We start from the raw sequence: 20,021 nt of genomic DNA, 5'->3' as shown, positions 1-20,021 counted from the left end.
ACGCAATCCCCCATCCGCGCGCCTCCGTTCGGCAGCGCGCAACCAAAAAATCCGGCACCTGCCTGGGCAAGTACCGGATCTCGGGCACCGCCGGCCTCACTGCAGGAGCAAGGCCGGGATGAAATTCCGATCAGTAGCGGTAGTGGTCCGGCTTGAACGGGCCTTCCTGCGGCACGCCGATGTAGTCGGCCTGGCGCTTGGAAAGCTTGGTCAGCTTCACGCCGAGCTTCTCGAGGTGCAGCGCGGCGACCTTTTCGTCAAGGTGCTTGGGCAGGACATAGACGCGGTTCTCGTAGTCGTCCGACTTCGCGAAGAGTTCGATCTGCGCAAGCACCTGGTTGGTGAAGCTGGAAGACATCACGAAGCTGGGGTGGCCGGTGGCGCAGCCCAGGTTCACCAGGCGCCCTTGGCAAGAACGAGGATCTGCTTGCCGTCCGGGAAAGTCACCAGGTCAGTGCCCGGCTTCACTTCATGCCAGTTGTAATTGTCGAGCGCCGAAATCTGGATCTCGGAATCGAAGTGGCCGATGTTGCAGACGATGGCCTTGTCCTTCATCGCCTCCATGTGGGCGCCGGTGATGACGCCTTCGTTGCCGGTGGCAGTGACGAAGATGTCGCAGCGCTTGACGGCTTCTTCCATGGTGACGACTTCATAGCCTTCCATGGCCGCCTGCAGGGCGCAGATCGGGTCGATCTCGGTGACCATGACGCGCGCGCCGCCGTTGCGCAGCGATGCGGCCGAACCCTTGCCGACATCGCCGAAACCGGCAACGCAGGCGACCTTGCCGGCAAGCATGACGTCGGTCGCGCGGCGGATCGCATCGACCAGCGATTCGCGGCAGCCGTACAGATTGTCGAACTTCGACTTGGTGACCGAATCGTTCACGTTGATCGCCGGGAACGGCAGCTTGCCGTCCTTGGCGAGGTGGTAGAGACGATGAACGCCGGTTGTGGTCTCTTCCGAAACGCCCTTGATCGCGTTGACAGTGCGCGACAGGAAGCCCGGCTTGGCCTTGAGGAAGGCGTTAAGTGCGCGCACGAACTCGATTTCCTCGGCGTTCGAGGGTTCGAAAAGCGGCTCTCCGGCTTCAACGCGCGCGCCCCACAGCGCGAACATGGTGGCGTCGCCGCCATCGTCGAGGATCATGTTGCAGGTGAGATCGGGATTGCCCTCGCTCGACCAGTCGAAAATGCGGCCGACATAGTCCCAGTAATCGGCAAGGCTCTCACCCTTGATGGCATAGACCGGGATGCCCTGCGCGGCGATTGCGGCGGCGGCGTGGTCCTGGGTCGAGAAGATGTTGCAGGTGGCCCAGCGCACTTCGGCGCCCAGCGCGACCAGCGTCTCGATCAGCACCGCGGTCTGGATCGTCATGTGCAGCGAGCCAGTGATACGCGCGCCCTTGAGCGGCTTGCTCTCGCCGAATTCCTCGCGCAGGGCCATGAGGCCCGGCATCTCGGTTTCTGCGATCGCGATCTCGGTGCGGCCATATTCGGCAAGGCCGATGTCGGCGATGGCGTAATCGTGTGCGGCGGTCTGGGCGGTGGCCACGGACAGGTACTCCTGAAACGGTTCGGTTAGGTTCGACGGGGTGCCGCGCGCCTGTCCCTTGGGCATGCAGATGCAGCAACCTGAATGCGGCGTACCTACCGTTTCAGTCCGCGAGAAGCAAATATAAAGAAATCTTTATATGGCCGCGGGAGTAGAGCCATTTCCTCCCGCGGCCACAAGGCCGCCGCCTTCGCGCTAGCCCCCGCTTATGCGCGGACGGCGGGAAATCGACGATTGGATTCTAGCGCGAGGCCAGCGCCAGCAAGGGAGCCGGCTGGCGCGAGAGCAGTTGCCCGGCCGCTTCGACCAGGGTTTCACGGCCCTGGACCTTCGCCAGACTGCGCGTCACGTCCTTGAGTTCGGCGCACGTCAGCCAGGGATGGCCGCCGCCGTATTCATTGGCCATGACCACGCTCATGCGATCGAGCGCCCGGTTCGCGCCCTTCGCCCCGTAGCGCCGCGCGAGGTCGGTCTTGAGGTCGTTGCTGGCCTCGTTCAGTTCGCTCAAGTGGTGCCGCGTAAAGTCCCCGTAATCGGCGGTGAAGTTATCAGCGGTTGTCCGGCAGCGCAGGCCGGTGACCATCAGCATGATGTCAAGCCGGCGCAACTTTTCCGCGCTGCCGTCATTGCCCGCTGCATTCGCAGGCATCGGCAAGCCGATACAGATCGCGATGATGATTCCGATCAGCGATGCCCATAACAACCGCCGTTCGCCGCTTGCAAAGCTATCTGACTTGCGTGTTGCCCCGAATATGTTCTCGAAAGTGCCCATTGTCCCAGTCCCCCCCGCAGGCCGAGTCCTGCATGAGACCGAGGATCACCCCAGGCGTTTACCGACGATTGAACGGTCACCGTAAATCGAAATTTACCACGCAGAGGCGTTGCCGGAATGCCGCAGCACCCTATATCTCGCCACGTTGCGATTCACTTGCAGAATAAAGGATGCATTCCATGACCATCGCCGTTGGAGACAAGCTGCCTGACGTCAAGCTGATCAAGGCTGGCGAAAGCGGACCCGAACCGGTCCAGACCGCCGACTACTTCGCCGGCAAGAAGGTCGCGCTGTTCTCGGTTCCCGGTGCCTTCACCCCGACCTGCTCGGCCAAGCACCTGCCGGGCTTCGTCGAGAAGGCCGCAGACCTCAAGGCCAAGGGCGTCGACGAAATCGTCTGCACTGCCGTCAACGACGCCTTCGTGATGGGCGCGTGGGGCAAGGCCGCCGGTTCCAACGACGTCACCATGCTGGCTGACGGCAACGGCGAATTCGCCAAGGCCGTGGACCTGGTCATGGACGGTTCCGGCTTCGGCCTGGGCAGCCGCGGCCAGCGCTTCTCGATGGTCGTCAACGACGGCGTCGTCGAACAGCTCAACGTCGAGGCACCCGGCACGTTCGAGGTCAGCTCGGCCGAATACATGCTCGGCAAGCTCTGAAACTTTCAGAGCGTTTGACGCAATCGGGGCGGCCTTCGGCAGACGAAGGCCGCCCTTTTTCGTATGTCTCGCAGGTATCGCCGCATGATCCGCCACGGATCGCCAGCGCGTTTCGCCCTGCAGATTGGGCCTCAGTCACCTTGCCCTGCGCCTCTCGTGCAACTAGCTAACCGGCATCAGGGATTTGAGGAGAGATCATGACACGCTCGGTAATCGTCACAGGCGGATTCGGTATACTCGGCCAAGCCGTCGCCCAGGCTTTCGCCGCGGCTGGCGACAAGGTCACCCGCATCGACTTCGCGCCCAGCGCAGCGCAGGCGATCGACGGCACAATGGATATCGGCAGCGTCGACCTCACCGATACAAAAGCCACGCAGGCAGCGCTCGACAAGGTCATCGCGGCCAACGGCGGGATCGACGTTCTCGTCAACGTCGCAGGCGGCTTCGCATGGGAAACCCTTGAAGACGGCTCGCTCGAGACTTTCGCGAAAATGCATGCGATGAACCTCATGACCAATGCCACGATCACCAAGCTGGCCCTGCCCGCGCTCAAGGCGTCTTCGGCCGGGCGGATCGTCAACATCGGCGCGGGCGGCGCGCTCAAGGCAGGCATGGGCATGGCCTCCTACGCCGCCTCGAAGTCCGGCGTGCACAAGCTGACCGAAGCCCTCGCCGAAGAGCTTGGTGGCACGGGAGTGACCGTCAACGCTGTCCTTCCCACGATCATCGACACGCCGACCAATCGCGCCGACATGCCCGACGCCGACTTCTCGACATGGGTCCAGCCTGCAGCCATTGCCGAAGTCATCGCTTTCCTCGCCTCGGACGCCGGCCGGTCGATTACCGGCGCACTGATCCCCGTTTCACGAGGGGGCTGATCCTCCGGCCGGGGAGGCATTCGGCCTGTCTGCGGGAACATAGACGACGATGCCGTCCCTGTCCCAGATCCTGCGCCAGCCCGGCGCGCGAGACAACTCGTGCGCGAGCGGGGCATTATGCTGCGCCTTGAGCAGGAAGGCAGCCACCGGCCATTTGCGCTGGATGGCCTGAAGGCCCAGCTTTCCTGCCTCGACCTTGCCGTTGAAGTGCCACTCCTGAGGCGTGTAGCGATAATACCGCCCGTCGAAAGCGACACGCCACTGCGGATAACCGGCATCGATGATCGGCCCGCCATAGGGAAAGTCGGCGTAGATCACGCCGCGCACGTTTTCCCGGCGCAGACGCTCGATGGCGGCGATCGGCAGGCTTTCGTCGAAACGCGTGGGCAACAACATCGGCCCGAGCAAGCCAACCAGTGCGACGGCGAATGTTCCGGTCCAGCGCGGTACACGCATCGGTGCCGGCTGCGGGGACGAGACGACGCGCGCCAGCAAGGGCACAAGCGCAACTGCCCAGAAGAGAACGAACCTGATCGTGACCAGCGTCATGATGAAAAGCGCCGTGGCCAGGGCAAGTTCGCGCAGATCCACGCGTTGGCGATTGCGCAGCACCAACCATAGCGCCAGCGACGCGGCATAGAGGATCGGGAGCGAATCCAGCCAGTTGTCCGGAGCCCACATGGGCAGCCATTCGGACACGCCGATGTCAAAGCTCGCCTGCGCATTGCGCGCCGAAAGTGCGAGGATCGAGCCGCCATCCGGGGTCGCGAACATGGCAAGGACAGCAACCGGGATCAGGATGGTCTCGGCAATCGGTGGCCGTTTTCCTGTTTGGCGCCACCATGTGAACCAGCCGGCGGCGGCATAGACGCCCAGCGCTCCGGCAGCCACGCTGACCGATGGGTGCAGGTTCTGCCACAGGACCAGCAAAGGCGCTGCAAGCGCCACGGTCAGCCACGTACGCAGGTCCAGGCGCAGTAGCGCCAGCAGCAGGCCGAAACACAGCACCGAGAAACTCTGCGGCCTGATGCTCGCCGTCGCCAGTGCCGCGACCAGTGACAGGCACAAGGCCACCAGAACCGCGACCGGCGCAGCCCCCTTCCAGCGGCAGGCCAGTGCAACAGCCCAGAAGCCGCCTGCCCAGCACAAGGCATCGAACACGCGCAGCGCGTCCCAGCCGCCCAGCAGCCGGACCTCGGCCATGAGCGCCTGCCCCAGCCAGGCCAGCGCCGGAAGCGGATCTCCAATATGGGAAGCTGCGAAGGGCTCGTGCGCAATCGGGCCGCGGTGGGCCAGGATCATCTCGCCCAGCTTGAGCTGCCAGAAGATATCGACGTCCCAGACCTTGCGGGTCAGGAGCAATGCAAGAATGATCGCGGGCGCAAGGACCAGCGCCCATTCGGCAAGCCGTGCCCAAGGCAAGCGCGCCGTTGTACCTGTGCTTTGCGAATCCTCCTGCAACCGCCTCCCCCCGCCTCCGACCGGCGCGGTCGGATCAATGGCGAGCAGGGAAACCGATCGCGGGTGGCGACGCAAGTGGGCAATGCGCAGGTTCGCCAAGAAACCTGCGCAAGATCAGCGGGCCGCGATCAGTAGCCCATCAGGCTGAGCACTTCCTTGCGCGTGCGTTCGTCCTCCAGGAAAGTGCCCATCATCCGGCTGGTGATCATGCCGACGCCCGGCGTGCGCACACCGCGGGCGGACATGCAGGCGTGGCTCGCTTCGATCACGACGGCAACGCCGTGCGGCTTGAGATGATCCCAGATGCACTGCGCGACTTCCGCGGTCAGCCGCTCCTGGATCTGCAGGCGGCGGGCAAAGCCGTGCAGCACGCGCGCCAGCTTGGAAATGCCGACCACGTGGTCGCGCGGGAGGTAGGCAATCGCGGCCTTGCCGATGATCGGCGCCATGTGATGTTCGCAATGCGACTGGAAGGGGATGTCCTTGAGCAGCACGACTTCGTCGTAGCCGCCCACTTCCTCGAAGATCCGGGAAAGATGAATGGCCGGATCTTCCGCATAGCCGATGCAATATTCCTTCCACGCGCGCGCTACGCGCTTGGGCGTGTCGAGCAATCCTTCGCGTTGCGGATCATCGCCTGCCCAGCGGATGAGGGTGCGAATCGCTTCCTGCACGTCCTCCGGGACGGGGGCTTGCCGAGAGGGTTGTCCTCGTCGGGCCCGATCAGGCTGCTCATCCTTTCAAACTCCTCATCTTCAATTTGTGCATCAATCGGATCCGCATGAGCTGTCCCTTGCGACGAAACAGCCCCCTGCGCTCGATCGGCTCGAACATTTCATCCGGACGTTCCGGATCGAGCAAAGCGCTCTCACCAATCGCTCTTTCAGCATCCGACAAATGTTTCAAGGCCAAGGGTGCCAGATGTTTGCCCAAGGGCGCGAAGGCCTCGATCATCGCCGCCATCGAGCCTTGCCGGTCCAGTTCGGCCTCGACAAGATCTTCCTCGATACCGCAATGTTCGGCCAGCAAGCGGATACGCAAGCGCTTGATCGAGGGGCCTACGTGGGAATTGGCGGGTCTTCCGGCATCGATGAAGACATCGCACTCGCTGTCCAGCCCCATCGAGCGATTGTTCATGTTTGCCGATCCGACACGGATGATCTCGTCATCGACGATCATCAGCTTGGCGTGGACGTAGATCGGCGTCCCGTCGGCGGCCAGCGGCGTGTAGATGTGAAAACGACCGGCGTGATCGGCGTGCTTGAGGATCTCCACCAGTTCGACCCGTGCGGTATCCATCGCGAACTGCTCCAGCCATCCGTCCGCAGTCCGCGGATTGATCACCACGAACTCTGGCGGATCGTCCTCCATCAGCCGCTCGCATATGACTTCGGCAATCGCCCGCGAGGCAAAGTACTGGGTCTCGACATAGACGAAGCGCCTCGCCCGGCGGATCTGTTCGATGAACAGGTCTTCGATCTCGCAGACCTGCGAACACTCTCCCCACTTCGCGCGCGTGCGCGCAATGCCGATCTCCACATCTTCGAACTCGGCATCGATGCTGTCCGGCCAGGGCGATTCCTGCTGCGGCGCACAGGGGCCGATCACCTTGCCGCCAGCGGCCTGCCATCGGTCCCGGCCAAGCTCTCCGAGCGCGGAGGCGATCTCGCCCTCCATGATCATCGTGACGTCGTGCCAGGGGCCGTAAAGCCCTCCCGTCGGCCTGCGCCGGCGCGTATCCCGTGGTCGATGTTCAGGTGTATCCCAACGGTCCGAGGTCATGTCGATGCCCCCGCACACGGCCAGGACATCATCGATCACCACGATCTTCTGGTGATGGCTGCAACCGATGGGATGAGCCGAATCGAACTTGAAATCGATGCGCTTGTGGACTGCCCAGCGAATGAGATCGACCAGCATCGTGCCGCGAAACAGCGAACGGATCAGCGAGAAATTCCACTTGAGCAACAGGATCTCGAGATTGTTCGTGCGGCGTACCAGCCAAAGGATGAAAGAGCCCAAGCGGGCCGGAAAGCGCAACTTGCGCCCGCGCTGCCACCAGCGCCGTCCGGAAGAAAGCAGGATGCGGGAATCGAAGTCCCAGCCGATCAGGAAGATTCGCTGGCGCGCATCGACCATCGCCTCGCGGATCACATCGAAATAGTCTGCTGCATCGATGACGAGATGCGCGCGCTTCGCCATCGCAAAACGCCAGACGGAGGGCCGCTGCCCCTCGGCATCATGTGCCGCATTTCCTCCCTCTTCGTTCATCATTCACCTTGCTGGAGCAGCACGCCTGCGCGATCAAGTCCCCAGACGCCTGCTTGTTCCGCCGATGCGAGTGGCAAGCCTGCCGCCCTTGCGCGGCCGAGCGCTTCGATTGCGACATGAAAGTGCCGATTCGGCATGGGCTATCGCGAAACAGTCCGCGCCGCCGAATTGCGCTTCTCCACGGCACCCCCTGGGCGACTCGACTGACGATCTTCGGCGTTTTTCTCAGCGCATGGCGGATTCCGGCCATTCTTTGACGAAAAATGGCACTTTCTACGGTTGATCTCGTTTCATTCAGGCGCCATTCGTCTTGGCGCGTGTAACTATTGCACCATCGCAGTTCGTTTCGCCGCGCGATCGTTTCGCCAGAAATGAACCCCTGGCCCTTCGGGTCGGGTCAGTCGTCCGGCAACTTTCCGGACCCCCTTTCGCGCTTCCGCATGACCGGGAGCCGGCATTGGGATCGCATGACGATCCTGCACGAGAAGGAGTAACACATGAAGAATTCGCTCATCGCCGCCGCGATTGCTGCAGCGAGCCTGGCTCCCGTCGCCGCGGTGGCGCAGGACGCAGCCGCTACCGCCGTCGCCCCGACGGTGGGAGCCAAGGTTTTCGGCCCCGAAGGCAATGAAGTTGGCACCGTCGAAGCCGTCCAGGGCGACGTGATCACGGTTTCGACCGGCACGGCTCGCGCCGGTCTTCCGACCAGCGCCTTTGCAATGCGCGCAAAGGGCCTGACCATCGGCATGACGAAAGCTCAGCTCGAAGCAGCCGTTAACGGTGCTGCCGCCCAGTCGACCGAAGCCAAGGACGCCGCGCTTGTCGTCGACGCTCCGATCAAGAGCAGCGACGGCGTCGTGCTCGGCACTGTCACCAAGGTCGAAGGTGACGACGTGACCCTCACGCTCAGCGACGGCGCCGCTGTCGCGCTCAAGAAGGCGTCGATCGGCCTTACCGCCGACAGCTCGCTCGCCCTCGGCATGACCGCTGCCGATTTCGCCGCTGCCACGCAGTCGGCTGCCGGCACGGCCCAGGCCAGTGCCGATGCCGCTGCCCCGGCAGGTGCGCAGGCCGAGAACGCTTCCACAGAAAGCGAGTAATCGCGACACGCTCGAGCCGGGCTCGCGAAAGGCCGGACTCGAGCGAATTTGCAGGGCCGGGAGCGACATTGTCGCTTCCGGCCCTGTTCTTTTGCGCAGCCCGATTCGCTTGAAGTGGCGATTTCTGGGGAAAATCCTTGCGGTCGCCATGTCTGTTAGCCCAATAGGGTCCGCGAATCCCGCCGTGCAGTGCTGCGCGGCAATTTCCAGATCCAAACACAGTGAGCTGCGGCGCCTTGTCTCCTCAGGAGCATTTCAAACGATTCGCGAAAGCCGTCCCCGGCTTTGACACCTCTTTCGACCTTGCCCGCCGCCGAGCGGCCACTGCCGCCGGCGCCATTTCCCTGGGTCTTCTGGCAATCGTCTTCGCCTGGACCGGCGACAAGGCACAGCAGATCTTCCTCTCGATCACGCGCAGCTATCCCTACCTGCCGCTGATTCTCACGCCCAGCGTCTTTGCCGCTGTCGTCTGGATCACCAACACCTGGGCACCTGCGGCCAAGGGCTCGGGCATCCCGCAGGTCATCGCCGCGGGCAAGGACCTCGATCTGGCCTATTCCAAGCTGCTTTCGCTGCCGACCGCGATGGCGAAGCTGGTGCTGACGGTCGCCATGCTGTTGGTCGGTGGATCGGTCGGCCGCGAAGGACCGACGGTGCAGGTCAGCGCCGCGATCATGATCACCTGCCACAAGATCCTGCGCGTCCCGATGACTGCAGGCGTCCTGATCGCCGGGGCGCCGCCGGCGTCGCCGCCGCGTTCAACACGCCGCTCGCCGGGGTCGCCTTCGCCATCGAGGAACTGGCCTCCGCTTTCGAACAGCGCGTCGCCGTGCTGGTGATGGCCGCAGTCGTCGCCTCGGGCCTCGTCAGCCTCGGCATCGCCGGAGACTATGTCTACTTCGGCGTCATGCACGAAACGCTCGACGTCGGCTCGGTCGTCCTGGCCGCACCGGTTGCAGGCATCCTCGGCGGTGCGGCAGGCGGCCTGTTCTCGCGCTGCCTGCTGGCATTCGCCCGCAGCGGTCATTCCTGGTTCGTCGCAGTACGCAAGCGCCCGGTGCTTGCCGCCTTTGCCTGCGGACTCATCGTCGCCATCGCCGGCCTGCTTACCGGCGGCTCGACCTGGGGCACCGGCTACGAGACTACCAAGCAGCTCGTCGAAGGCCAGGGCGATGCCTCGGTCTGGTTCGGGCCGGCCAAGTTCCTTGTAACAACGGCGACTGCCGTTTCAGGCGCGCCGGGCGGGATCTTCGCCCCATCGCTGTCCGTGGGCGCGGGCTTCGGCCAATTGCTCTCGTTCCTGTTCCCGGACGACCCGATGGCCGCCATCGTGCTGCTGGGCATGACCGGTTACTTCGTGGGCGTCGTGCGTGCACCGCTGACCGCCGTCATCATTCTCATGGAAACAACCGCCAGCCGGGGCATGATCCTGCCCCTGTTCATGACCGCGATCATCGCCGATGCCGTCAGCAAGCTGGTGTGCCGAGAGAAGCTCTACCACGGCCTATCGAAGGGCTTCGTGGTCCAGCGCAGCAGCCAGGGCGATTCCGCAGCCAAGCAGGCCTGAGACGGCCCCTCAAGGCCTGGCACCGAACAAAGGAGCCCCCGCCTCAAGTGCGGGGGCTCTCCTTTTGCGCCTGTGACATGGCGCCCGAAGCCTTCACCCAGCCCGGACAAAACAAACCCCGCCGAGGCCGAAAGCCTGGCGGGGGATGATGGCGCGCCCGGAACGATTCGAACGTCCGACCCTCAGATTCGTAGTCTGATGCTCTATCCAGCTGAGCTACGGGCGCGCATGATCCAAATTTTATCCGTTTCCACCGGCAAGGCCGAAAAGCCTGATCGGAAGAAATGGCGCGCCCGGAACGATTCGAACGTCCGACCCTCAGATTCGTAGTCTGATGCTCTATCCAGCTGAGCTACGGGCGCGTTGGAGTGGCGCCTTTAGAAAGGGATTCGCCTCGGGTCAACGCCTATATCGCCTTTCTTGCAAGGAAACTGCACAGGGCCTCTGCGAGCGGATAGTCGAGCGGCGGCATCGACAGCCCCCCGATCGCCCGGGGGACGTGCCATGCGATGGCTTCGGCCTCATGGGGCTGCGGTTCGCCCTGCCAGCGGCTGCATTCGTAAAGAAGGATTACAAGCGGGCGGGACGGCCCCTTCCCGCCGCCTGTCGATCCGCTGGCGAAGCCCACCGGCACCAGCGCCTCGGGCTCGATTCGCACGGCCAGTTCCTCTTCCAGCTCTCGTACGGCTGCCAATTCAGGGCTTTCGCCAGGTTCAACCTTGCCCCCCGGGAATTCCCATAGCCCCCCATGTTCGGCACGGAAACTGCGTTGCTGCATGAGGATACGGCCAGCGGCATCGCGAAGTGCAACTGCGACCACCAGCATTGCTGTAAAAGAATTTTCCAGATCCAAGCGCCTTTTTAAGAATGAATTAAGTCCAAGATGAGATCTCCCGGATTACTAGGGGAACTGCGGGACACTCACGATGTACAAAGACATCCTGCCGAAACTGTACGCTGACGAACGCGGCGCCACCGCCGTCGAGTATGCGTTGATACTCGGCCTGGTGGTCCTGGTCGTCATCGTGTCGATCGATTCCGTTGCCACAGTCACAGTCGATATGTGGACCGATATCGCCGACAAGACGGCCACCGCTGTCAGTGGAACCTAGTGGATCAAGCGATTTAAGCATTTTTCAACGAATGATCCTTAATTCAGCAAGATGTCCGGATCGCTAATGGGGTTTTGAGCTTGCCGGACCGGGTACACAAGACTGCACTTATCAGGAGACACGACATGAAGTTTCTCGCCAAGCTGCGCCGCAATGAAGAAGGCGCAACCGCAATCGAATACGGTCTGATCGCTGCTCTGATCGCGGTTGCCGCGATCGCCGCCATGCAGGGCATGGGCTCGCAGCTCACCTCGACCTTCGAGAAGACGTCTTCGGCGATGGCCAACGCCTAATTCGGCGTAGTCATAGCAAGAACCGGATAGGGGCGGCAGGGAAACCTGCCGCCCCTTTTCTTTTGCCCGGACGCGCTGTTCTCCATACTCGACAGAACTGGCGCCTCAGTAAGTGACGATTTTCACTTTCTGCCCCGGCGTCAGCGTCGCATTCGACTGCAGACCGTTGAGCACCAGGAAGCGTTCGAGCTGCGCATCGCTGTACGCCATGCGCTGGGACAGCGAACGCACGGTGTCACCTGACTTTACAGTGACGACATCAAGCAGGCGCGGCTTCACGCTGCCTGCCTCGCTGGCGGATATCCGCTTCAGGCTGCGGAACATCGGATTGAACACCCCGGCGCCGCCCGCCTGCGCGATCGTGACGAAGTGATAGGCCTGCCCGTTGCCGAAATCGTAAGCGAAGACGACGACATCGACGCTGCTGTTCGAGGACTGCACGCGCGCGACGCCATAAGCGGCCGGAATGCCGTTCACTGTCGTGCGCTCGACCGAGGACGGAGCGATCTTTGCCTGCCCCGAATCGGTCAGCCCGGAAAAGACGGTCTGAATGTAGGTCTCGAGGCTTCCGCTCAACTTGCCGCCCGAGAACTGGGCCTTGCCCGACTGACCGTTGATCGACACCGCACTGGAGCCGTTGACCATGTAGAAGCCGTCCGGAGCCTCGAAGGCGAAGCGCAGCACCGGATGGGTGAACTTGCTGCCTTCGACGACGCCCTGCTTGGGATCGTCACCATAGACAAGACCATCGACGCCGGTAAGGAACCGGTCGCGATTGGTTAGCCCCGTCGCGTTGCTGCCCGCCCGGTTCAGCGCATCGCGCACGCGCGAAGCTGGGTCAGGGTGGGTCGAGGCCCACTCGGGCACCTGATTGCTCGTCCCACGCAACTGTGCCTCGAGGGCATTTTGCCGCGCGAGGCTTTCCAGCACAGTCGCCATCGCCCGCGGATCGTAACCCGCGCGCTTGAGATAAGTGATCCCGAGATTGTCAGCCTCAAGCTCCTGCGAGCGCGAGTACTTGAGCGTCAGGAGCTGCGAGCCCTGCGAGAACAGTTTCTGGCCGAACTGGCCGAACGAACTGTCGCCGAGCAGGACGCCCGAGAGGATCGAGCCAAGCACGCCGATGATCTGGTTGCGCTGGGCGGCCTGCTGGCGCTTGGCGGCATGCCGCGCGGCGACATGGCCCACTTCATGGCCCAGCACGCCGGCCAGCTCCGCCTCATTGTTCATCAGCGCGGTCAACTGGCGGGTGACGTAGACATAGCCACCGGGAATCGCGAAGGCATTGTTCACCGGGCTGTTGAGCAAGGTGACGGTAAAGTCGCCGCGCGCGTTGCTCAGTCCGGACTGCACGGCGATCGTCTTGCCTACCGATTCCACGTAAGCGGCTTGGGGACCGGACACCGAACCGCCGAATTCTTCCAGCAACTGGGGATGCGCCTTGGCGCCTTCGGCCTTGTCGGCCTGGCTGATGGAGGCCGACGTTGTCGGCATCCCCGTCGATCCCACGCTGCCGCCACTGGCGGCCGGAACGCATGCAGCCGAACCCAGGGCCACGAAACCCAGGCTCGTGCCGATCAGAGTTGCGGCCCTCAAGCGTCGCGATGCCATGGTCATGCCCTTCCCTTCATTCACTTTTGCCCTCGACTTTGCACTGTTCGTGATCGTCCGCTTCACACAACGGCGCGGCGCCTCGCTTGTTCCCCTCACCCGCCGCGCTTGCCGGCGAGCGGGTGACGCGCATTGACGAGTTCGACAAGGCGGCTGCTCTCGACATGCGTATAGATCTGCGTCGTGGCGATGTCGGCATGGCCAAGCAGGGTCTGCAAGACGCGCAGGTCCGCGCCGCCCTCCAGCAGGTGCGTGGCAAAGGCGTGGCGCAGGACGTGCGGCGAAACACGCGTAGGATCGATGCCTGCCCGCAGCGCGAGCGCCCGCAGGAGCTGGAACAGGCGCACACGCGTCAGGTGTCCGCTCGCGCCGCTGGAGGGAAACAGGAACTTCGATTGCCCCCGGCGCACTTCCAGCCAACGCGACAGCGCCTGGCGGGCGCGGCCGCTGACCGGAACCATCCTCTGCTGACCGCCCTTGCCCGTCACATGCAGGAACGGCGCATCGCGCGGCACCGCCGCCAAAGGCAAGGAGACCAGTTCGCTTGCGCGCAGGCCCGATCCATAGAGCAATTCGAGCAGCGTGAGCATGCGCAGCGCATCCGCACGCCCCGTGCTGGCCTCCTCTTCGGCCAAAACGAGGAGCCGCTCAACGTCCTCGTGGGAAAGCAGGCGCGGCAGGGGTCGGCGCGTACGCAGCTTGGGCAACGAGCCGGATGGATCGTCCTTGCGCAAGCCCTCGTCGACAAGGAAACCGTAGAACTGCCGCAACGCCGAACACCGTCTCGCAAGGCTAGAGGCAGCAAGGTCGCTCCATGCCTCGCCCAGCCCGGCAAGAGCGGGGCCATCAGCGCCGGCCAGATCGCCCAGCTGTTCCCGAGCGGCGGCAAGGTCGCGCCGGTAGGCCGCCAGGGTGTTGGCCGCCGCACCGCGCTCCACTGCCAGCACAGCGAGAAACCGTTCGGCGAGGTCTTCTCCCGCCCCGATCATGCGATCAGGCGCGGCCGACCGCTTCGGCGGCAATCATGCGCGCCTCGGCTTCCATGCCGACCTGACGCAGGGCGGAAATGATGTGGTAGAGATAGCGCGGCGTCATGCGCTGCCAGTTTGATCCCTGCATGCCGAAGCCCATGAGCAGCACCACGCTGGCGGCATCGCCGCGCCCCGCCGCGCTGTCGATCGCAGTCGTCCAGCGGGTCGAGCCCGCCAGTTCCAGCGAAAGGTCGTTGGAATAGCGCGAGACGTCGTTTTCACCCAGACGCCCCAGACCTGCCAGTCCGGCAACGAGAAACGCGGCCTTGCGCTTGTTGGCGCTTTCATCGTCGTCGATGTAGCGATCGAGATCGCCGGCATCGACCGAGCGGCTGCCGTCCTTCGAGACCAGCGCCAACAGGCCCCAGGCCGGGCTCCCCTTCTCCACCACCGAAGACCAGCGCATGGCATTGGCATCGAAACCGGCCGAGAGCATCGACGTGATCAGCGAGGCGGCATTGTCCGCGTAATCCTCCGAGGCCGGCATGCGGGCCGCCGCCGCTGCGGTAAGGACCTTGCGGGCATAACCGGAAGCCGGATCGCTCGCGCTGTTCCACAGGGCCTGCATGGCAGCCAGCCGGGAATCCGGGCTCTGCAGCGTATAGGCATCGCGCAGGGACTCCGCCGCGTCCTGGAAGTCGCCGGTAATGTCTGTATCGGCATAGACCTGCGAATAGAGGTCGACCATGGCCGCGTTCGACAGGATGCCGGCAGCGGCGGCGCGATCAGAGGACGCGGCCCGGCGTTGCAGGCTGACCATCGGGGCGAGCGCATTGGTGTAGTCGTACTGCACGCTGGCCTTGTTCATCAAGCGAGCCGGCGGCTCCATGCCGGTGCCGATCGTCAGGCCGTAACGCCAGGGCGTCATGCCTTCTACCTTGTCCCATTCGATCGTGACCGCCCGGCGCGCCTTGCCGGCGGCACCGGCGTATTTCTGAGCAAGGAGCATGTCGATGTTGTCCATCTTGCCGGTTCGGCGATCCCGCTCCAGCTTGGACAGCGCCGAGCTGCTGTTGCCGCGAAAAGCCTCGCAGATCGCCTTGGCAACATCCCATTGCGGATCGTCTCGCAGCTTGCCCTGGGTCGCCATGACCGGGCACAGACCAGTGAAATCGGCCGTGCGCTCGTAGGTCCGCATCGCCAGTTCGCCCAGGGTGGGCGTATAGTTGTCGATATCGATATCCTGCAGCACGGCGCGTGCGGCATCGATTTCACCCATGCGCAGCAGCAGGCCGATGCGCAGCGCGGCGAATTGCTGCGGCTCCATACCTGCAGGCGCCTGCAGGCGAGAGACGAGCGCACGGCGCAGAAGAATATGGCCCCAGCGCGAAACGAGCGCGCCGCGGTTCGAAGACAGCGCCAGTTCCACCAGCATCGGGTTCTGCCCGGCGAGCGAGGCCGCAGGTAGCCCGCCCTCGCCATCCGCGAGCATGCCCACCTGCTCCATCGAGCGGCGCGCGGCAGGCGGCATGTCGAGCTGGATCTTGCTGCCCAGCAACTCCTCGAAGTCGTCCGGCGTCATCTTCTCGATTTCCTCGAGAGTGGGAAGCCGGGTCAGGGCGAGTTCGCCGTCCTGCTGCTGTGTTTGGGCAGCCTGTCCCGTCGCGTTGCCGGGAAGCGCCTGCACGACCGGGGTCGAAACCGCGCGCGGCGCGGCTGGATTGCCGCTCGAGTCACTGGACGAGGCGGCCGGCGCCGCGGTAGCGCGCGAGGTCGGCGTCGGACTGGGCGCAGGCGCCGGGTCCTGGAACATCTTGGGAAGCAGCGATTCGGGTGCATCCTGCGCCACCGCCCAGGCCGAGGTCAGGGTCAGGGCCACACCGGCCAGAAGATAGGCGCGCCTCATTTCGGCAACTCCGGGACCGGGACGGGCTGAATGATGTCGCGCACCGGTTCCCTGCCAGCGTCGATCCAGCTCCATGCCAGCAATGCAATGACCAGGATGGCGACGGCTCCCAGAATCGTGTGCCTTCGCATTGTAACCGTCAACTCGCCTTCCTTCACCGATGCTTGCGCTGCGACCTAGCGCAACTATAGGCGGTGGGGCAATGGACGTTCAACAGACCCACTTCTCCGCACAGGAAATTGCCGGACTGGCCAAGCGCATCGATCGCCCGATCGTGCTTGTCGGCATGATGGGCACAGGCAAGTCGAGCGTGGGCAGAAGACTGGCTTCCCTGTTCCATTGTCCCTTCGTCGATGCCGACGAGGAAATCGAGCACTCGGCCCAGATGAGCATTCCCGAGATTTTCGAGACTTACGGCGAGGATTACTTTCGCGACGGAGAGCGACGGGTGATCGCCCGCCTCATCGACGACACCGAAGGCTGCCGCGTGATCGCCACGGGCGGCGGCGCCTTCTGCAACCCGGAGACCCGCGCCTTGATTCTCGATCGCGCGCTCACCATCTGGCTCGACAGCGAAGTCGAAACCCTGGTCGAACGCACCAGCCGCAAGGACAACCGACCGCTGCTCAAGGACGGAAACCCACGCGAGATCCTGGCACGGCTTCGCGAGGAGCGCCGCCCCCACTATGAGCAAGCGCCGATCCATGTTCTGAGCGGCCCCGGACCGCACGTCCAGACTATCAACAAGGTCCTGCAGGGAATTTCGCAATGGCTGTGATCCCCGTCAACATCGCCGGTCGGCCCTATGAAGTACGGGTGGGCGCAGGCCTTCTGGCCGAACTGGTGCCCCACTGCCGCGGCAAGCTGCGCAAGCGCGACGTGCCGATCGTCACCGACGCCAATGTCCATGCCGCCTGGGGCGACGTGGTCGAGGCCAGCCTGCGCGACAACGGCCATGAACCGCACTGGCGCATCCTGCCACCGGGCGAACAGACCAAGTCATGGGACGAACTGGCCGCCACCGTGAACTGGCTGCTGGGCCTGGAAGTCGAGCGCGGCGACCACATCATCGCGCTTGGCGGCGGGGTCATCGGCGATCTCACCGGCTTTTGCGCGGCCGTACTCAAGCGCGGGTGCAAGTTCATCCAGGTCCCGACCACCCTGCTTTCGCAGGTCGATTCGAGCGTCGGCGGCAAGACCGCGATCAACACCCCGGCAGGCAAGAACCTCGTCGGCGCCTTCCACCAGCCCTCTCTTGTGCTGGCGGACCTCTCTGCGCTCGAGACGCTGCCGACCCGCGAACTGCTCGCCGGTTATGCGGAAGTCGTGAAGTACGGCCTTATCGACGATGCCGACTTCTTCGCCTGGTGCGATGCCAATGGCGCGAAGATGCTGGCTGGCGACAGCGCCCTGCGCGAATATGCCGTTGCCCATTCGGTTGCCGCCAAGGCCCGGATCGTGGCGGAGGACGAATTCGAAACCACCGGCCGCCGCGCCCTGCTCAACCTAGGCCACACCTTCGGCCATGCGCTGGAGGCACAGACCGGCTTTTCCAGCCGCCTGCTCCACGGCGAGGCTGTGGCCCTGGGCATGGTGCTGGCCGCGCGTTACTCCGCGCGCAAGGGCCTGATGGCCATGGCAAGCGCAGACCATGTCGCGCAGCACATCGGCGATGTCGGCCTGCCGTCGAGCCTGGCCGGGCTCGGCCTCGACTGCGACGGCGCCGGACTTGTGCGGCACATGCTTCATGACAAGAAGATGGATGCCGGGACCCTGCCCTTCCTCCTGATGAAAGGCATAGGCAAGACTTACCTCGACAAGGAAGTTTCGCTCGACGACGTCGCGGACTTCCTCGACGGCGAGCTTGCCCGCGAACCGGCCTGACGCCATTCCGGCCACACTGCGCATCCCGGATATGACGTGCCGCACCCGCGGCGGAGCGTACCCGGATCCGGGAACGGCTTGAAGCCTGCGCGCGTTCACGATGTGGATGGGGACCCCGCTCAAGAGCCACGGCGGGTCGCACATGGCTGCACCAGGTCGGAGAAAATCCGTGCCGATGGAGCCCAGGGGCACCGGAGGGCGGCGGGTCGATCGGGCCCGCCGCCTTCTCCGGCCTTGCGAATCGACCGCGATTGCGAAGGCCTTCAGCCACGAAGGGACACGCCGATCATGCCTGCAAAATCGAAAACCCAGCAAAAGGCGGCCGGCGCCGCCCTCGCGGCCAAGCGCGGGGAGACCAGCAAGAGTAGCCTTCAGGGTGCCTCGCGCGAAATGTTTGAAACGATGAGCGAAAGGCAGCTTGAGGAGTTTGCGGGCACGTCCCGCAAGGGCAAGCCCGAGCACGTCGACGAATAGGCTCCGGCACATAGCGGAACCGGCGGGGCAACGCACTCGTGACATTACGCTGCAATGTTCCTAAGTTACCAACTTGGACAATAATAATACGAAGAGCGCGATGACTGTTGCCGAAGCTACGCCGGAGCTGGATTTCCCTGAAGAAGCCGTCGCGGACGACCGCGCTTTCCTCGGCCACCCCAGGGGCCTGGGCTATCTCTCGTTCGTCGAAGGCTGCGAACGCTTCTCCTACTACTCCATGCAGACCCTGCTGGTGCTCTACATGGTCAAGTATCTCCTGCTTCCGGAGAACATCGGGAAAGTCATCGGCCTCGACTGGCTGCGCACCGGATACTACGCAGGGCTGAGCGGGCAGCCGCTCGCCTCCGCGATCTTCGGCGATTACACTTCGCTGGTCTATCTCACCCCGATCCTGGGCGGAATCGTCGCAGACCGCTGGCTCGGGCGCCGCGCCACGCTGATTGCGGGCGCGCTGATCATGTCCCTGGGCCATTTCCTGATGGCCTTCGAAGGCATGTTCCTCTTCGCACTGATTTCGCTCGTCGTCGGCGTCGGTCTGTTCAAGGGCAACATCGCCAGCCAGGTCGGCGAGCTCTACAAACCCAACGACCTGCGCCGGGCGATGGCGTTCCAGATCTTCTACATTGCCATCAACGTCTCGGTCATCGCGGCCCCGCTGATCTCGGGCACGCTCGGCGAGAAGGTGGGGTGGCACTACGGCTTTGGCACTGCCGGCGTCGTCATGGTCCTGGGCCTGGTGCTGTACCTGCGCGCGCGGCCACATCTCCCGGCCGATGCCGCCGACACCAAGGATGGCAAGGCAAAGTCCACGGGACTGGAGCGGAGCGACTGGCCCCGACTTGGCGCTCTGGCGATCCTGGTTCCGGTGCTCGCGATCGCCATCCTGACCAATCAGGAAATCTTCAATGCCTATCTCGTCTGGGCGGATGCGAAGTTCCAGCTCACCTTCTTCGGCGAAACCCTGCCGACAAGCTGGATGATCACAATCGATGCAACGCTCAGCTTCTCGATGCTGGTGGCAGTTGCCGCATTCTGGAAGTGGCGCAGCGATCGCACCGGCCGCGAACCGGATGAACTGGGCAAGATGATCATCGGTTCGGTCTTCACCGTGATGGGCGGCATGTGCCTGGTGATCGCCGCGGCGACAGCGGGCGACGCGAAGATCGGCCTGTTCTGGCCGGTCATGTTCCACCTGTTCAACTCGATCGGCTTCGCCCACGTCCTGCCGGTCAGCCTGGCCCTGTTCACCAAGGTCGCCCCGCGCGCGCTCAATGCAACGGTCGTGGGGATCTACTACCTGGCCTTCTTCGCGGCCAACAAGACGGTAGGCATCGTCGGCGGCTGGTACTCCAGCATGGACACGGTCCATTTCTGGCTGCTCCATGTCGCCACCGCAGCCTTCGGCCTTGTCGCCTTCGCGGTGCTCAGGATGTTCCTCGGCAATATCCTTGCCGACAAGGACGAGGAGCGATCGCAAGGGGCCTGAACCG

Annotated in this window: 17 protein-coding genes, 2 tRNA genes and 3 pseudogenes; 10 read left to right on the top strand and 12 right to left on the bottom strand. The window is 63.8% G+C overall.

The annotated features are described in order from the left end of the window. Positions 1-130 precede the first annotated feature (130 nt). Together ahcY and JI59_RS01785 are read right to left on the bottom strand one after the other, a co-directional pair. Positions 131-1,617: pseudogene (gene ahcY / locus JI59_RS01790) on the bottom strand (adenosylhomocysteinase). 175 nt (positions 1,618-1,792) lie between these two features. After that, positions 1,793-2,200, bottom strand: coding sequence for an S-adenosyl-L-homocysteine hydrolase (locus JI59_RS01785; RefSeq protein WP_239000584.1), 408 nt, complete (start codon positions 2,198-2,200; stop codon positions 1,793-1,795). A 302-nt stretch (positions 2,201-2,502) separates the two neighbouring features. Here JI59_RS01785 and JI59_RS01780 point away from each other — a divergent pair, with 302 nt between their 5' ends. Both JI59_RS01780 and JI59_RS01775 read left to right on the top strand, forming a co-directional pair. Continuing rightward, a complete protein-coding gene (locus JI59_RS01780; RefSeq protein WP_038576795.1) occupies positions 2,503-2,982 on the top strand; it encodes a peroxiredoxin in 480 nt (159 codons plus the stop codon). A 197-nt stretch (positions 2,983-3,179) separates the two neighbouring features. Further along, entirely contained in the window at positions 3,180-3,860 is a 681-nt protein-coding gene (locus tag JI59_RS01775) for an SDR family NAD(P)-dependent oxidoreductase (protein WP_007014885.1), read from the top strand. Here JI59_RS01775 and JI59_RS01770 read toward each other — a convergent pair. From JI59_RS01770 to JI59_RS01760, 3 genes and pseudogenes are all read right to left on the bottom strand, one after another. Next, positions 3,846-5,282, bottom strand: coding sequence for a hypothetical protein (locus tag JI59_RS01770; RefSeq protein WP_238532622.1), 1,437 nt, complete (start codon positions 5,280-5,282; stop codon positions 3,846-3,848). The two genes, JI59_RS01775 and JI59_RS01770, sit on opposite strands and share 15 nt — an antisense overlap. A 167-nt stretch (positions 5,283-5,449) precedes the next feature. Next, positions 5,450-6,057 (bottom strand): annotated as a pseudogene (gene folE / locus JI59_RS01765) (GTP cyclohydrolase I FolE). Then, positions 6,054-7,595: a phospholipase D-like domain-containing protein gene (locus tag JI59_RS01760; RefSeq protein ID WP_007014882.1), complete on the bottom strand. Its 1,542-nt coding sequence runs from the start codon at positions 7,593-7,595 to the stop codon at positions 6,054-6,056. Before JI59_RS01760 ends, folE begins: the two are co-directional and overlap by 4 nt. 494 nt (positions 7,596-8,089) lie before the next feature. Between JI59_RS01760 and JI59_RS01755 the strand changes: the two genes are divergently transcribed. Together JI59_RS01755 and JI59_RS01750 are read left to right on the top strand one after the other, a co-directional pair. Next, the gene (locus JI59_RS01755) at positions 8,090-8,692 is read left to right on the top strand and encodes a hypothetical protein (RefSeq protein ID WP_007014878.1); all 603 of its coding nucleotides are present in this window, start codon (positions 8,090-8,092) and stop codon (positions 8,690-8,692) included. Between the two features lie 221 nt (positions 8,693-8,913). Further along, positions 8,914-10,259 (top strand): annotated as a pseudogene (locus JI59_RS01750) (chloride channel protein). Between the two features lie 149 nt (positions 10,260-10,408). On the opposite strand, the gene JI59_RS01745 reads toward JI59_RS01750, so the two are convergent. The 3 genes from JI59_RS01745 to JI59_RS01735 form a co-directional block, all read right to left on the bottom strand. Beyond that, positions 10,409-10,485, bottom strand: a tRNA-Arg gene (locus JI59_RS01745). Positions 10,486-10,544: 59 nt separating this feature from the next. Beyond that, positions 10,545-10,621 (bottom strand) — tRNA-Arg (locus JI59_RS01740). A 44-nt stretch (positions 10,622-10,665) separates the two neighbouring features. Continuing rightward, the gene (locus tag JI59_RS01735; protein WP_007014876.1) at positions 10,666-11,085 is read right to left on the bottom strand and encodes a (deoxy)nucleoside triphosphate pyrophosphohydrolase; all 420 of its coding nucleotides are present in this window, start codon (positions 11,083-11,085) and stop codon (positions 10,666-10,668) included. Positions 11,086-11,185: 100 nt separating this feature from the next. Between JI59_RS01735 and JI59_RS01730 the strand changes: the two genes are divergently transcribed. Continuing rightward, positions 11,186-11,371: a Flp family type IVb pilin gene (locus tag JI59_RS01730; protein ID WP_007014875.1), complete on the top strand. Its 186-nt coding sequence runs from the start codon at positions 11,186-11,188 to the stop codon at positions 11,369-11,371. Positions 11,372-11,496: 125 nt separating this feature from the next. Then, the gene (locus JI59_RS01725; RefSeq protein ID WP_007014874.1) at positions 11,497-11,664 is read left to right on the top strand and encodes a Flp family type IVb pilin; all 168 of its coding nucleotides are present in this window, start codon (positions 11,497-11,499) and stop codon (positions 11,662-11,664) included. A gap of 105 nt (positions 11,665-11,769) precedes the next feature. Here the strand turns inward: JI59_RS01725 and JI59_RS01720 are convergent, their stop codons facing one another. The 4 genes from JI59_RS01720 to JI59_RS27945 all read right to left on the bottom strand — a co-directional run bounded on the left by JI59_RS01720 (position 11,770) and on the right by JI59_RS27945 (position 16,283). Continuing rightward, positions 11,770-13,275 (bottom strand): M48 family metalloprotease, encoded by a 1,506-nt coding sequence (locus JI59_RS01720; RefSeq protein WP_038576792.1) that lies wholly within the window; start codon positions 13,273-13,275, stop codon positions 11,770-11,772. 95 nt (positions 13,276-13,370) lie between these two features. Beyond that, positions 13,371-14,264: a tyrosine recombinase gene (locus JI59_RS01715; RefSeq protein ID WP_007014872.1), complete on the bottom strand. Its 894-nt coding sequence runs from the start codon at positions 14,262-14,264 to the stop codon at positions 13,371-13,373. A 4-nt stretch (positions 14,265-14,268) separates the two neighbouring features. Further along, entirely contained in the window at positions 14,269-16,152 is a 1,884-nt protein-coding gene (locus JI59_RS01710; RefSeq protein ID WP_007014871.1) for a hypothetical protein, read from the bottom strand. Beyond that, positions 16,149-16,283: a hypothetical protein gene (locus JI59_RS27945; protein WP_275042262.1), complete on the bottom strand. Its 135-nt coding sequence runs from the start codon at positions 16,281-16,283 to the stop codon at positions 16,149-16,151. Before JI59_RS27945 ends, JI59_RS01710 begins: the two co-directional genes overlap by 4 nt. Before the next feature lie 71 nt (positions 16,284-16,354). Between JI59_RS27945 and JI59_RS01705 the strand changes: the two genes are divergently transcribed. The 4 genes from JI59_RS01705 to JI59_RS01690 all read left to right on the top strand — a co-directional run bounded on the left by JI59_RS01705 (position 16,355) and on the right by JI59_RS01690 (position 20,017). Next, positions 16,355-16,930, top strand: a complete 576-nt coding sequence (locus JI59_RS01705) for a shikimate kinase (protein WP_007014869.1) — start codon at positions 16,355-16,357, stop codon at positions 16,928-16,930. Next, positions 16,921-18,036 carry a 3-dehydroquinate synthase gene (gene aroB, locus JI59_RS01700; RefSeq protein ID WP_038575368.1) on the top strand — a complete coding sequence of 372 codons (1,116 nt, stop codon included), beginning with the start codon at positions 16,921-16,923 and terminating at the stop codon, positions 18,034-18,036. The genes JI59_RS01705 and aroB overlap by 10 nt, the downstream gene beginning before the upstream one ends. 288 nt (positions 18,037-18,324) lie before the next feature. Further along, complete coding sequence (locus JI59_RS01695; RefSeq protein ID WP_007014867.1) at positions 18,325-18,510, top strand: DUF3008 family protein; 186 nt, start codon at positions 18,325-18,327, stop codon at positions 18,508-18,510. A 100-nt stretch (positions 18,511-18,610) separates the two neighbouring features. Further along, complete coding sequence (locus tag JI59_RS01690) at positions 18,611-20,017, top strand: peptide MFS transporter (RefSeq protein WP_052117816.1); 1,407 nt, start codon at positions 18,611-18,613, stop codon at positions 20,015-20,017. Positions 20,018-20,021 lie beyond the last annotated feature (4 nt).

This window comes from Novosphingobium pentaromativorans US6-1 (assembly GCF_000767465.1).
Lineage (GTDB): Bacteria > Pseudomonadota > Alphaproteobacteria > Sphingomonadales > Sphingomonadaceae > Novosphingobium > Novosphingobium pentaromativorans.
The sequence above is the reverse complement of the archived record's forward strand: the minus strand, read 5'-3'. Positions and strand labels throughout refer to the sequence as shown.

What these genes read in the sequence shown, in the direction of transcription:
- JI59_RS01785 (WP_239000584.1), bottom strand. Translation starts at nt 2,200, where the DNA reads ATGCCTGCGAATGCAGCGGGCAATGACGGCAGCGCGGAAAAGTTGCGC.
- JI59_RS01780 (WP_038576795.1), top strand. Translation starts at nt 2,503, where the DNA reads ATGACCATCGCCGTTGGAGACAAGCTGCCTGACGTCAAGCTGATCAAG.
- JI59_RS01775 (WP_007014885.1), top strand. Translation starts at nt 3,180, where the DNA reads ATGACACGCTCGGTAATCGTCACAGGCGGATTCGGTATACTCGGCCAA.
- JI59_RS01760 (WP_007014882.1), bottom strand. Translation starts at nt 7,595, where the DNA reads ATGATGAACGAAGAGGGAGGAAATGCGGCACATGATGCCGAGGGGCAG.
- JI59_RS01755 (WP_007014878.1), top strand. Translation starts at nt 8,090, where the DNA reads ATGAAGAATTCGCTCATCGCCGCCGCGATTGCTGCAGCGAGCCTGGCT.
- JI59_RS01735 (WP_007014876.1), bottom strand. Translation starts at nt 11,085, where the DNA reads ATGCTGGTGGTCGCAGTTGCACTTCGCGATGCCGCTGGCCGTATCCTC.
- JI59_RS01730 (WP_007014875.1), top strand. Translation starts at nt 11,186, where the DNA reads ATGTACAAAGACATCCTGCCGAAACTGTACGCTGACGAACGCGGCGCC.
- JI59_RS01725 (WP_007014874.1), top strand. Translation starts at nt 11,497, where the DNA reads ATGAAGTTTCTCGCCAAGCTGCGCCGCAATGAAGAAGGCGCAACCGCA.
- JI59_RS01720 (WP_038576792.1), bottom strand. Translation starts at nt 13,275, where the DNA reads ATGGCATCGCGACGCTTGAGGGCCGCAACTCTGATCGGCACGAGCCTG.
- JI59_RS01715 (WP_007014872.1), bottom strand. Translation starts at nt 14,264, where the DNA reads ATGATCGGGGCGGGAGAAGACCTCGCCGAACGGTTTCTCGCTGTGCTG.
- JI59_RS01710 (WP_007014871.1), bottom strand. Translation starts at nt 16,152, where the DNA reads ATGAGGCGCGCCTATCTTCTGGCCGGTGTGGCCCTGACCCTGACCTCG.
- JI59_RS27945 (WP_275042262.1), bottom strand. Translation starts at nt 16,283, where the DNA reads ATGCGAAGGCACACGATTCTGGGAGCCGTCGCCATCCTGGTCATTGCA.
- JI59_RS01705 (WP_007014869.1), top strand. Translation starts at nt 16,355, where the DNA reads ATGGACGTTCAACAGACCCACTTCTCCGCACAGGAAATTGCCGGACTG.
- aroB (WP_038575368.1), top strand. Translation starts at nt 16,921, where the DNA reads ATGGCTGTGATCCCCGTCAACATCGCCGGTCGGCCCTATGAAGTACGG.
- JI59_RS01695 (WP_007014867.1), top strand. Translation starts at nt 18,325, where the DNA reads ATGCCTGCAAAATCGAAAACCCAGCAAAAGGCGGCCGGCGCCGCCCTC.
- JI59_RS01690 (WP_052117816.1), top strand. Translation starts at nt 18,611, where the DNA reads ATGACTGTTGCCGAAGCTACGCCGGAGCTGGATTTCCCTGAAGAAGCC.